Below are 11,275 nucleotides of genomic sequence, written 5' to 3'. Positions count from 1 at the left end.
TGGATCGCAGGCACGGCCCGGTCACTCCCAGGGCCATGCAACCGGTCAGGTCCAGGTAGCCGACGTCCTTGGTGCGCGCTTTCCAGATAGCGCTCTCATTGAGCAGGTCTCCCATGTCGCGCAACGAGACCTTCAGCTTCGTGAGGGCTTCGGCGATCTCGGTCTGCGCGTTGGGTGGCAGGTCCTGCGCGACGCCGCCGGGTCGGATGTAGGAGTTGTTCATCCGCAGCCCGGTGATCGACTCGAACAGCGTGAGGATGATCTCGCGACCCTGGAAGCCGACGAACATCGGCGTCATCGCGCCCAACTCCATGCCGCCGGTCGCCAGGGCGACCAGGTGCGAGGAGATTCGGTTGAGCTCCATCATCATCACCCGGATCACGTTGACGCGTTCGGGGATCTCGTCGGTGATGCCGAGCAGCTTCTCGACGCCGAGGCAGAAGGCGGTTTCGTTGAAAAACGGTGCCAGGTAATCCATGCGGGTTACGAACGTCACGCCCTGCGTCCAGTACCGGTATTCGAGGTTCTTCTCGATCCCGGTGTGCAGGTAGCCGATTCCGCACCGCGCATCGATGACCGTCTCGCCTTCGATCTCCAGGATCAACCGCAGCACGCCGTGGGTGGACGGGTGCTGGGGTCCCATGTTGACGACGATTCGTTCGCCGGGTTCGCCTTTGCGTGCCGCCTCAACGATCTGCTCCCAGTCCTGGCCGACGAGGGCAATGACGGTTTCTGCGCCGGTCTCGGTCATCAGCTGTAGGACCTCCGCTCGTCGGGCGGGGGGATCTGGGCGCCCTTGTACTCCACCGGAACGCCGCCGAGTGGATAGTCTTTGCGCTGCGGATGTCCCTCCCAGTCGTCCGGCATCTCGATCCGGGTCAACGATGGGTGGCCGTCGAAGATGATGCCGAAGAAGTCATAGGTCTCGCGCTCGTGCCAGTCGTTGGTCGGATAGATCGTGAACAACGACGGAATATGCGGATCACCGTCCGGCGCAGCCACTTCCACTCGAACGCGACGCCCGTGGGTGATCGAGGTCAGCGGATACACCGCGTGCAGCTCACGTCCGCTTTCATGCGGGTAGTGCACGCCGTTGACGCCCAGGCACAGTTCGAAGCGCAGCTCCGGGTCGTCACGGAGCCGGCGGGCCACCTGCGGCAGTAGCTCACGGCGCACGTGCAGAGTCAGCTCGTCGCGGTAGACCACGACTTTCTCTACGGCGTCATCGAATTCGACGCTGTCGGCTTCTTTCAGCGCCGCGGCCAACCGATCGACGACCTCGTCGAAGTATCCGCCATAGGGTCGGGGACTGCCGGGGTCGATCGTGACCTGACGCACCAGGCGTCCGTATCCCGACGTGTCGCCAGTGCCGTGGATGCCGAACATGCCTCGGCGAACGTCGATCAGCTCTGGGTCGGATTGGTCGGCGGCAACAGGAGCGCCACCGACCTCGCCGGCTGCTCGTTTCGGGTCGTGCTCCGGTGAACTCATCGCAGCAGTCCGTGCATCTCGATCGTCGGCCGGGCGGCCAGCGCCGCCTGCTCGGCTTCGGCGATGGCCAGCTCGCGGTTGACGCCCAACGGCATCTCCTGAATCTTGTCGTGCAGCTTCAGGATTGCGTACAACAACATCTCCGGACGGGGCGGGCAGCCGGGCAGGTAAATGTCTACCGGCACGACGTGGTCCACGCCCTGGACGATCGCATAGTTGTTGAACATCCCGCCCGACGACGCGCACACGCCCATCGCCAGCACCCATTTGGGCTCGGCCATCTGGTCGTAGATCTGACGCAGCACCGGCGCCATCTTCTGGCTGACGCGACCGGCCACGATCATCAGATCGGCCTGCCGTGGTGTCGCCGAAAACCTCTCCATGCCAAAGCGCGCGATGTCGAACCGCGGGCCCGCGGTGGCCATCATCTCGATGGCACAGCAGGCCAATCCGAATGTCGCCGGCCACAACGAGCTCTTGCGGAAATAGCCCGCCAGCTGTTCGACGGTCGTCAGCAAGAAACCGCTTGGCACTTTCTCTTCAATGCCCACGCGTTACCTCAATCCCAAGTCAGGCCGCCGCGGCGCCATACGTAGGCGTACGCCACGAAGACCGTGAGCATGAACACCACCATCTCGATCAGCGCGAAGAGCCCCAGCTGGTCATAGCTGACCGCCCAGGGGTACAGGAACACGATTTCAATGTCGAAGACGATGAACAGCATCGCCGTCAGGTAGTACTTCACCGGGAACCGCTGTCCGCTGCCCGCGTGCGGCGCGTTGGCCGGCTGGTCGCTGGGCTCGATCCCGCACTCGTATGCCTCTAGCTTCGAGCGGTTGTAACGCTTCGGGCCGGTGATCTGCGCGATTGCGACCGAGCCGAGGGCGAAAGCAGCGGCGATCCCCCCAAGCACCAGGATGGGTAGGTAGAGATTCATGCCGGGAAGACGCTCCCTCGCTAGTTGTCTGTGGGCTGACGGACTGTGAGCGCAACCACAGCCTAGCGATCTTGTGTGGCCCCGCGCTCAGCAGTCTAGATGTGACCTCAACCACAGGCTGGTGGGAGGTCGGCCGGTAGCCGTGAGCAACGGTTGGCCGGCAATCGGTGGTTACCGAGTTAATAAGGACACCAACACATTTCACCCGATCGGGCAATTGGTTCGCGGCCTCAGCCGGCTGCGCTGAGCAGCCGGTGCCCGCGGGGACTCTGCAGACGCGGATCGGCTAGTGCACGGCGGGGCGCAGCAACTCGAGCACCGTACGGCTGAGCCGGATCGGGTCGATCGGCTGCGGAACCGATGCCTCGGCGCGCGACCAGTGGGCCAACCAGGCATCGTCGCGCCGCCCGGTCAGCACCACGATCGGCGGTCCCTGCGCAATTTCGTCTTTCAACTGCTTCGCGATACCCATGCCGCCTTCTGGGGTCGCCTCGCCGTCGAGGATGGCCAGATCGATGTCTCCGGCGTCCATCTGTTGGATGACGACCGGTCCGGTGGCCACTTCGACGTAGCTGAACTCCGGCAGCTCCGGATGCACCCGTTTGCCCAGCGCCAGCATGACGTTCTGTCGGGTCTGGGCGTTGTCGCTGTACACGAGGACCCGTAAAGGGCTGGTGGCAGACACGGTCCAGATGCTACTGCCCAGCGACGATGCGTGGGTCGCACAGCCCGGCGAAGGCTAGCGTGGCGCCCGCGCGAAACAGGCGTCGGCCGAAACCGTCGCCCGGTCGCCGACCATGCCGAGCCGGTTCCATCCCAGGCCGAACTGGGCCCTGTCGACCTCGGTTTGCGCGGAGACCCGCACCGAGCCGTCGTCGAGCAGGATGATCCGCACCGGCAGCGGCACCGGGGCGGTCACTCCTTTAATGGTGAAGGTGGCCTGTAGGTCGGCAGCGTTGCCGGAGGTCGGTTGTACGGCGGTGACGACGACGCTGATCTCCGGGAAGTGCTCGGCGTCGAAGAAATCGGCCGATCGCAGATGCTCGTCGCGTTTACCGATTCCGGTGCGCAACGACGCCACCTGGATGTCGAGGCGACCGAAGATGGCGCCCTTGCCGGTGATCTGGCCGTCACCGCCGAACTCGGTGAACCGGCCTTTGACGCTGATCAGGCCCCACATATTCCTGATCTTGAAGCTGATCGTGGACTTGTCCGGAACGAGATTCCATACCCCTGCGGTATCAGGATCACTCAGCAGTGTTTCCACGGTGGTCATCTGCGCCGCTCCTCTTCATCGCTTCGTTCTGCATCGTCGCCGGCGCGGGCCATCTGCGCGGCTCCTCCCTTGCGGGTCAGCTCATCAGCGGGGCGAGGTCGGCAGGATCGAAGTACTCATCGATCCGGCTGATCAGGGCGTTCACCCCCACCTTAATCACGATGCACACCCGCAGGGCGATCAATCCGCCGTTGCGGCCTGTGGCGTGCAGGATGTGCTGCTGGACGAATCCGCCAGCGAATAGCTGGCGGTCCAGGATCTCGTAGCGACGTTGGGTGCTGACTTCGATGAACCAGCGCAGCACCTTGAGCGCACGCTCTTTGTCGTTGTCGCGGCGGGCGCCCACTCGCCATACCGCGATGTCGTCATCGAACAGCTGGCGCAGCGTAGCCTCGTCGCTTCGCTCGATCGCCGCGAACAGCTGATCGGCCACCTCGGCGATGACGTGCTGACTGTGGCCGGAGCCGGTGGCGGTCATTGGGAGTCTTTCTATTCGTTTTCGTAACCCGGATGCGCGACCGATAGGCGGTGCCTCACCAATGCACGCAGAGCCGGTTGCACCTGTTCGTTGCGACCGTCGAGGACGCCCGCCCGAATAGCGGCGGCCAGCTGGGCTTCGTCGTCAAAACCGAGGCCGGCCAGGGCATCCGTGACATCGTCGGCCGAGTCGGCGAGCAACTCACGCTCGACGATGCGCAACACATTGGCCGCGACGCGGGCATGGAAATTGACCTGACCGGCGGTCGACTCCCGGACGTCTGTCTCGAGGAATTCGGCGACCGCAGCGACAAGTTCAGCCGCAGTGGGGCGGCCGTGCAGTGGGTTGCTGGAAGCGGCCCCTGCCGTCATCAGGTCGCAGGCGCCTCGGGACCGCGATCCACCCCGGTGCGCAGCTTCACCGATGCGGAGTAAGCAAGCGTGCGGAACCGCAGCACCGGATCATTCGAGGGCTCGATCCCGTCGGTGACGCGCATGGGGTCGAATACCACGATGTCGCCGCCATGCTCGCGTTCCGTCTCGATGCCGGTGATGGTCAGCGTGCCCACGGTGACGGTTTGAGTGCTGTGCCACGGTTTGGATGGATCGACGGTCGAATCGCCGTCCGCTGCGATCTGGACTTGGTAGTCGAACCGAACCGGTTCCGACGCGAGGCGCTCGTCGAGTTCTTCGGTCAAGAAGTTCGCGCCCTTGGTCTTCGCGACAGGCGGCGCCAGGAACTCCTCGCCCGCGGCCGGAAGCAGGTGGTAGCGCACGAATCGTGCGCCACCGTCGGCGGCGACCCAGCGGAAGGCGTGCAATCCGTGGTACTCGACGGTGGCGTAGCTCGCCGGCACTTTGTTCGCGGCCTGCAATACGGGCAATACGGCCAAGAAGCGCGGGTGGGTGGCGATGTATCCGGCCAGGCGCAGCGGAGCGGTAGTGCCGGGGCGCATCGCACGTAACAGGGCGATGAAGCCATCGGGGGTGGCGGACGGGAACAGCTTTGCGGTCTGCGTTGACACGTCGGTCGTGGACCCGTCCGGCAGGGTGAACTTCACCGCCATCCCACGCACGCCGGGAGCATTGTCTGGCTGTGCCGGATTGCCTGAGCCGTTGGAGAACCGGATCAGCGCGGGTACGGCCGAACCGTTGAGGTGCGCAGCACGGGAGAGTTGGGCGGCCTCGTCCGTGGCGGTGAATGTGCCGCGATAGAGCTTGCCCTTGGCGTGCAACGCCCGGTAGCCGGGTTGCGCCCCACCAGTCCCGCGGATGGTGTCGATCGCCTGATCAGGAGTAATCACAGCGGCATCTTAAGCGGTTAACTGGCATCAGGTGCAGGCTTATCGAGCAGGGTGAGCAGATCCCACTCGGTCTCGCAGACTCGCCGGCCGATCGCGGCCAGCTCCACCGAGCGGGTCTGCCCGCTCAGGTGGCGCTCGGCCTGGTAGCGGCAGATCACACCCCAGCGCAGCGTGGCGAGGACCAACCACCAGTGAAAGGCCACCCGATCGACCGTGGCACCCCCGGCCTCTTCGTAGGCGCAAAGAAAATCCTCGACGTTGCCCAGGCCGCCGGCGGCGCGGTCGGCAGGAGCACCGAACCGCCAGGCCCGGATACAGAACCAGGCCAGGTCTTCGTAGACCTCACCGATGTGCACCAGCTCCCAGTCCAGTACGGCCGCCAGTTCGGACCCGGCGACGATGAGGTTGCCCATCCGGTAGTCGCCGTGCACCAGGCGCGACGGCGACGGCGCCGGACGATGGGCGGCGAGCCACCGGAAAGCCCACTCGAAGGTGGCGGTGGTGTCGCCCATGGCGTCCAGTCGGCCGCGCCATTCGGCGAGTTGATCCTCGCGGTCCACGCCCGAGAGGTTCGTGTCGGCGCGGTGAATGGCGGCCAGCGCTTGGGCGCATTGGAGTAGTAGTCGTGCCCGACCCGCTGCGTCCAGCTGGCGCTGAATGCGACGGACGATCGTCTCGCCTTTGATTTCGTCGCAAATCAGAAACGGATTGCCAAGTGCGCCAGCCGAATCATCGGCGACCAAAATGTGGGGGACCGGCGCCCCGGCGACAGCGGCGGCGGCTTGAGCGCGAGCCTCGAGTTCCATGCCGGCGTGTACGTCGTCAGGTGGGCCGGTGCGAAGGATCAGCGAGCGGCGTTGGCCGTTTGCGACGGCCTCGAACGCCCAGGTGGTTCTGCTGGCACCGCCGGTCAGTGCGTGCAGGTTATCGATCGTGGTGCTAGCGCCGAAGGCTGTTTCCAGCACCGCGGCAAGTTTTGGCGCTAACGCGGCCGGATCTTTGATGACCGTCACTTGCTGCCGAATTTGAACAGCCGCTGCGCCACCCGCCGGATTTGGATCTCCTCGGCGCCCTCGGTGATCCGGTAGCGGCGGTGGTGGCGGTAGATGTGCTCGAACGGCTCATGACGGCTGTAGCCGAGGCCGCCGAAAATCTGCATGGCACGGTCGGCGGCGTCGCAAACCAGTCGGTTCGCGCGATAGTTGGCCATCGACACTTTGTCGGACACCTCCATGTGGTGGTTGCGGTCCAAGTGCCAGGCCGCGTACTGCACCAGCAGTCGCACCATCTGGGCCTCGGTCTGCAACTCGGCCAGCGGCCACTGCACGGCCTGGTTGACCGCCAGCGGCTTGCCGAACACCGTACGTTCGCCGGCATATTCGGCGGCCCGATCGATGCAGTATTGCGCTGCGCCCAGGCTGCTGGCCGCTTGTCGAATTCGGTTCTCGTGCAGGAACGTTTGGGCAACCTCCAGCCCGCGATCCACCTCACCGAGTACCGCGTCGGCGGGCACCCGCACATCATTGAGCTCGACTTCGCCGTGATCGGTGGGCATGTTGAACGTCCACCAGTAATACGGGACGGTGAATCCTGGCGCGTCGGTAGGCACCAGGAATGCGGTGATGCCGCGGGCTTGTCCCGGCTCGCCGGAAGTACGGGCGAAGATCAAGTCATCCGTGGCGCGGTGTACGCCGGTATTGAACCGCTTGGAGCCGTTGATCACCCAGTCATCGCCGTCGGGCTTGGCGTGCGTTTCCAACCAGGTGGCATCGGAGCCGTGCTGCGGCTCGGTGAGCCCGAAGGCCATCGAGCGTTCCCCAGTGATCAACGCCTCGGACCATTGGGCGCGTTGCGCGGCGGTGCCGAAGCGTTCCATCATGATCACCTGTGGAAAGTTCCCGACGATCGACGCCTCGTTCTGCAAGTCGTTGTGCAGGCCAAGGCCCTTGTGCGCCAGATATTCCCGGATCACCGCCATGTCGACATTGGTGCCATCGCGGCCACCAAGCGACGTCGGCAGTCCGTAGCGCAGCCAGCCGGCCTTGTCGGCCCGTCGGCGCATCTCGGAGAGCAGGTCCTCCCACTCCCGGGTCGGGATGCCGTCGTGGTCCCAATCGGTGCGGGCATGCTCCCGACGCTGGTCGAAGTACTGCATGTTCTCGGCCTGCAGCGGGGCGATCTCACGTTCGATGAACGCATCCATCTCGGCGAGCAACCCCGGAAGGTGTTCTGGCAAGGTGAAATCCACTGTTGACTCCTTAAGTGCCGTAAAGGGTCTTCTTCCAGACCGTCGACAAGGTCGCGATCGCGTCGTCGTCACTGATCTCGACGCCCAGGTTCCCAGCACCGGGCGGCGTGACAAACACGGTGGTGAAATTCTCGAACAACAACGCGATGGCAGCGGCGATGTGCTCGGGATTGAGTTCGGATGCGTAGCCCTGCTCCTGCGCCCGTAGCACCGAGGCGGCGACGATTTCCATGCCGAACCGCCGGAATTCGTTCTGGACGGCGGCAAACCGCTGCTGGGTCGCTGCCAACTGCGCTACTGCGATCATGATCCCGATGTTTTGCTTGAACATGTTCCAGTAGCCGGTGACCACCGAGGTGAAGAATGCGTCGTCATCCGGGGATTCCGGCAGGTGCAGGCTCAAGCTGGACGGCGTCACCACGTCGTGCAGGAAGGACTCCGCCAATGCGGCGAGTAAGTCCTCCTTGTCGGCGTAATAACGGTAAAAGACCGCCGCCGACTTTCCGGCGGCTGACGTGATGTCGGCCAGCGTGGTGCCGTGAAAGCCACGTTCAGCGAACAGTTTACGGGCAGCCTGCTCGATGGCCGCCCGGGTGTGTCGGCCCTTGGCGGTCAGAGTTCGCGTGGTGTCCGGGGACGGCATCAGGTCCGGATCCGGTCTCCGGCGCGTAGCAGGGCACCCGGCAAGTCATGGCCGACAACCGATTTCGCTACTTCAGCTGCGGTAATGGCGGCCTGCAGGTCGACGTCGACGTCGATGTCGCTGTCCCGCAGCAGGTACACCAGGTCCTCGGTGGCGATATTGCCGGTGGCGCCCGGCGCGAACGGGCAGCCACCCAGCCCGCCGACGGATGCGTCCAGCCGGGTGATTCCGGAGCTGACCGCGGCGTAGGCGCTGGCCAGTCCGGCGCCGCGGGTGTTGTGGAAATGTCCGCCCAGCGGCAAGTCGCCGATGACCGGACGTAGTTGTCCGATAAGCGAACTCACCCGTCCCGGGGTAGTGGTGCCGATGGTGTCGGCAATCGAAAACCGGTCGACGCCTCGATCCCGCGCGGTGGCGGCGATGTCGAGGACTCGCTGGGGTGGCGTGGGTCCCTCGAACGGGCAGTCCCATGCGGTGGCAACGATGACCTCGACGGTGACGTCGCTGTCGTGGGCAATAGCGACGATCTCGACGATCTGGTCGGTGGCCTCCTTGCTGCTGCGCCCGACGTTGGCCGTGCTGAATGCGTCGCTGGTCGATACGACGTATTCGATCGACCGCAGCCCCGCGGCAACGGCCCGCTTGGCACCATTGGGGCTGGCCACCAGGGCGGAGAACTCGATGTCGGGATAGTTGCGCAGCTCGGCGGCAAGCTCGGCGGCGTCGGCCATCGACGGCACCTTCGACGGCGAGACGAACGCAGTGGCCTCCACCTCGCGCACTCCGGTAGCGGCCACGGCTGCCAGCAGTTCCAGCTTGGCCGACAACGGGATTGGCTTTTCGATCTGCAACCCGTCGCGCAGCGACACCTCGCGAATATCGACATGGGTCATCTGCACCGCTCCTCCTCATCGCTACGCTCTGCATCGTCGCCGGTGCGGGTCATCTGCACCGCTGCTCCTCATCGCTACGCTCTGCATCGTCGCCGGTGCGGGTCATAAGACCTCCTCGGCCCTGAGGTCTTCGAGCTCGTCGGCGGTCTTGCCGAGCAGCCCGATGTAGACGTCATCGTTGTGTTGTCCGGGCCGCGCCGGGCCGGCATTGCGAACACGGCCCGGAGACTCCGAGAGCACGGGCACGACACCTGGGCCCAAAACCGTCCGCGCGAGTCGTTCGTCGTAATGCTCGACGAGCATGTCGCGGGCCCGCAGCTGCGGGTCGTTGACCACTTCGGCGACCGTGTTGATCGGCCCCGCGATCACGCCGGCCGCGCTGAGGGTTTCGATGATGTCGCCGGGCTGCCGCTCGGCGGCCCATGCGCCGATGATCTTGTCGAGTTCGTCTTGGTTGCGGCCGCGGGCGACATGGGTGGCGAACCGGTCGTCGGTGGCCAGTTCCGGGCGGCTCATCGCTTCGCACAACCGGGCGAACACCGTGTCTTGGTTGGCCGCGATCACCACCCAGGAGCCGTCGGCGCTGCGGTAGATGTTGGACGGCGCAATGCCCTCCAGGCGGGTGCCCGACGGCCCGCGCACCACGCCCCCCGCGTCGTAATCGGGGATGGTGGATTCCTGTACCGCCAAACATGATTCGTTCAATGCGACATCGACCACCTGGCCGTGCCCGGTGATACTGCGGCGGTACAGCGCGGCCAGCGCCCCTTGGGCGCCGAACATGCCGGCCAGGGTGTCGCCCAGCGACAGCGCCAACCGGGGTGGCGGCCCGCCGGGGAAACCGTTGAGGTGGCGCAGGCCGCTCACAGCTTCGGCCACCGAGGCGTAGCCGGCCTTGTGTGCGTCGGGCCCGGTCTGCCCGTACCCCGATACCCGAACCAGGATGATTCCCGAGTTACGTTGGCTGAGAACGTCGTAACCCAGATTCCACTTCTCCAGGGTGCCCGCACGGAAGTTCTCCACCACGATGTCGGAATTCTCGACCAGATCAAGAAAGAGCTCGCGGCCGCGCGGCCGGCGCAGGTCAAGCGTGATTGCCTTTTTATTGCGCGCATGCACCGTCCAGAAAACGTGGTGCCCGTCGACTTCGGCCTGCCCCCAGGTCCGCAATGGATCCGGTGCACCCGGTGGTTCCACCTTGATGACCTCGGCGCCCATGTCGCCGAGCAGTCGGCCGGCGAACGGTCCGGCGATCAGCGTGCCCAGTTCGAGCACCCGGATGCCGTCTAGCGGCCCCGTCGTCATTCCGCCCTCGCGAATTCATGTCGGATCAGCCAGTCGGTGACGATCTCGACGGCGTGGCGCAGCTTGTCTCGTTGATCCGGCCCCGCGTAATAGTGTGTAGCGCCAGGGATTTCGTGCATCTCCTTGTCGGGATGGCCGATCGCTTCGAACAGCCGGCGGGTGTGGCTGGGCGTGCAGGCGTCGTCGGCCAGATTACCAATCACCAGCGCCGGGATTGCGATGTCTGGCCCGCAGCTGACCGCATCGCCGCGAGCGTCGTCGTAACTCCATTGCGACAGCCAGCCGCGCAGCGTCGAGAAGCGGGCCAGCCCGACCGGGCTCATGTTCACCACTTGAGGATCACCTAGATAGCACGTTCTGGGAAGTCGTTCGTTGGGATCGACCGTCGGGTCGAGCCAGCGCGGGTCGGCCATGGTGCCGTGTACGACGAAGCCGAACTCGTCGTCGGGTCGGCCCGCAGCCTTCAGTTCGCCGAGCTTGTCCTTGACCCAAGCGGTGATGCGGCGGTTGCGGTCGATCTGAGCCTGCCGGTAGCGGGCCAGGAACTGTGCGCTGTAGGGCGGTTGGTTGGCGTTGTCCGGGTTGTACAGATCCAGTTCCGGGTCGCGTTTGGTGGGGTCGGATTCGTCGAGGATGGACGCGTCGAGCCATTCGGTCAGCGTGCCGTGCCGGCTGATGTGTGCGGCCAGCAGCATGATGCC

13 protein-coding genes and 2 pseudogenes are annotated in these 11,275 nt (G+C 65.1%); all 15 read right to left on the bottom strand.

Annotated elements, in window-relative coordinates; translation table 11 throughout:
* Positions 1-751 (bottom strand): annotated as a pseudogene (locus VNW74_RS22305) (NADH dehydrogenase subunit D); the annotation flags it as partial.
* Positions 751-1,491, bottom strand: a complete 741-nt coding sequence (locus tag VNW74_RS22300) for an NADH-quinone oxidoreductase subunit C (protein ID WP_325680830.1) — start codon at positions 1,489-1,491, stop codon at positions 751-753. The pseudogene VNW74_RS22305 and the gene VNW74_RS22300, both read right to left, overlap by 1 nt.
* Positions 1,488-2,042 carry an NADH-quinone oxidoreductase subunit B family protein gene (locus VNW74_RS22295; RefSeq protein ID WP_325680828.1) on the bottom strand — a complete coding sequence of 185 codons (555 nt, stop codon included), beginning with the start codon at positions 2,040-2,042 and terminating at the stop codon, positions 1,488-1,490. Before VNW74_RS22295 ends, VNW74_RS22300 begins: the two co-directional genes overlap by 4 nt.
* An 8-nt stretch (positions 2,043-2,050) precedes the next feature.
* A complete protein-coding gene (locus VNW74_RS22290) occupies positions 2,051-2,428 on the bottom strand; it encodes an NADH-quinone oxidoreductase subunit A (protein ID WP_325680826.1) in 378 nt (125 codons plus the stop codon).
* 286 nt (positions 2,429-2,714) lie between these two features.
* Positions 2,715-3,113 (bottom strand): hypothetical protein, encoded by a 399-nt coding sequence (locus tag VNW74_RS22285; protein ID WP_325680825.1) that lies wholly within the window; start codon positions 3,111-3,113, stop codon positions 2,715-2,717.
* A 54-nt stretch (positions 3,114-3,167) separates the two neighbouring features.
* Positions 3,168-3,704, bottom strand: a complete 537-nt coding sequence (locus tag VNW74_RS22280; RefSeq protein ID WP_325680823.1) for a YceI family protein — start codon at positions 3,702-3,704, stop codon at positions 3,168-3,170.
* Positions 3,705-3,780: 76 nt separating this feature from the next.
* Positions 3,781-4,182 (bottom strand): nuclear transport factor 2 family protein, encoded by a 402-nt coding sequence (locus VNW74_RS22275; protein WP_325680820.1) that lies wholly within the window; start codon positions 4,180-4,182, stop codon positions 3,781-3,783.
* 11 nt (positions 4,183-4,193) lie between these two features.
* Positions 4,194-4,553, bottom strand: a complete 360-nt coding sequence (locus tag VNW74_RS22270; protein WP_325680818.1) for a DUF6285 domain-containing protein — start codon at positions 4,551-4,553, stop codon at positions 4,194-4,196.
* Positions 4,553-5,485, bottom strand: a complete 933-nt coding sequence (locus VNW74_RS22265; protein WP_325680816.1) for a catalase family peroxidase — start codon at positions 5,483-5,485, stop codon at positions 4,553-4,555. The genes VNW74_RS22270 and VNW74_RS22265 overlap by 1 nt, the downstream gene beginning before the upstream one ends.
* A gap of 17 nt (positions 5,486-5,502) precedes the next feature.
* Positions 5,503-6,498 carry a phosphotransferase family protein gene (locus VNW74_RS22260; RefSeq protein ID WP_414686747.1) on the bottom strand — a complete coding sequence of 332 codons (996 nt, stop codon included), beginning with the start codon at positions 6,496-6,498 and terminating at the stop codon, positions 5,503-5,505.
* Complete coding sequence (locus VNW74_RS22255) at positions 6,495-7,733, bottom strand: acyl-CoA dehydrogenase family protein (protein WP_325680814.1); 1,239 nt, start codon at positions 7,731-7,733, stop codon at positions 6,495-6,497. Before VNW74_RS22255 ends, VNW74_RS22260 begins: the two co-directional genes overlap by 4 nt.
* A 10-nt stretch (positions 7,734-7,743) precedes the next feature.
* Complete coding sequence (locus tag VNW74_RS22250; RefSeq protein WP_325680812.1) at positions 7,744-8,376, bottom strand: TetR/AcrR family transcriptional regulator; 633 nt, start codon at positions 8,374-8,376, stop codon at positions 7,744-7,746.
* On the bottom strand, positions 8,376-9,269 hold the full coding sequence (locus VNW74_RS22245; protein ID WP_325680810.1) for a hydroxymethylglutaryl-CoA lyase: 894 nt from the start codon (positions 9,267-9,269) through the stop codon (positions 8,376-8,378). Before VNW74_RS22245 ends, VNW74_RS22250 begins: the two co-directional genes overlap by 1 nt.
* A gap of 102 nt (positions 9,270-9,371) precedes the next feature.
* On the bottom strand, positions 9,372-10,574 hold the full coding sequence (locus tag VNW74_RS22240) for a CoA transferase (protein ID WP_325680808.1): 1,203 nt from the start codon (positions 10,572-10,574) through the stop codon (positions 9,372-9,374).
* Positions 10,571-11,275 (bottom strand): annotated as a pseudogene (locus VNW74_RS22235) (alpha/beta hydrolase); the annotation flags it as partial. The gene VNW74_RS22240 and the pseudogene VNW74_RS22235, both read right to left, overlap by 4 nt.

Source organism: Mycobacterium sp. (assembly GCF_035570115.1).
Classification (GTDB): Bacteria; Actinomycetota; Actinomycetes; order Mycobacteriales; family Mycobacteriaceae; genus Mycobacterium.
The sequence above is the reverse complement of the archived record's forward strand: the minus strand, read 5'-3'. Positions and strand labels throughout refer to the sequence as shown.

What these genes read in the sequence shown, in the direction of transcription:
- VNW74_RS22300 (WP_325680830.1), bottom strand. Translation starts at nt 1,491, where the DNA reads ATGAGTTCACCGGAGCACGACCCGAAACGAGCAGCCGGCGAGGTCGGT.
- VNW74_RS22290 (WP_325680826.1), bottom strand. Translation starts at nt 2,428, where the DNA reads ATGAATCTCTACCTACCCATCCTGGTGCTTGGGGGGATCGCCGCTGCT.
- VNW74_RS22280 (WP_325680823.1), bottom strand. Translation starts at nt 3,704, where the DNA reads ATGACCACCGTGGAAACACTGCTGAGTGATCCTGATACCGCAGGGGTA.
- VNW74_RS22275 (WP_325680820.1), bottom strand. Translation starts at nt 4,182, where the DNA reads ATGACCGCCACCGGCTCCGGCCACAGTCAGCACGTCATCGCCGAGGTG.
- VNW74_RS22270 (WP_325680818.1), bottom strand. Translation starts at nt 4,553, where the DNA reads ATGACGGCAGGGGCCGCTTCCAGCAACCCACTGCACGGCCGCCCCACT.
- VNW74_RS22250 (WP_325680812.1), bottom strand. Translation starts at nt 8,376, where the DNA reads ATGCCGTCCCCGGACACCACGCGAACTCTGACCGCCAAGGGCCGACAC.
- VNW74_RS22245 (WP_325680810.1), bottom strand. Translation starts at nt 9,269, where the DNA reads ATGACCCATGTCGATATTCGCGAGGTGTCGCTGCGCGACGGGTTGCAG.
- VNW74_RS22240 (WP_325680808.1), bottom strand. Translation starts at nt 10,574, where the DNA reads ATGACGACGGGGCCGCTAGACGGCATCCGGGTGCTCGAACTGGGCACG.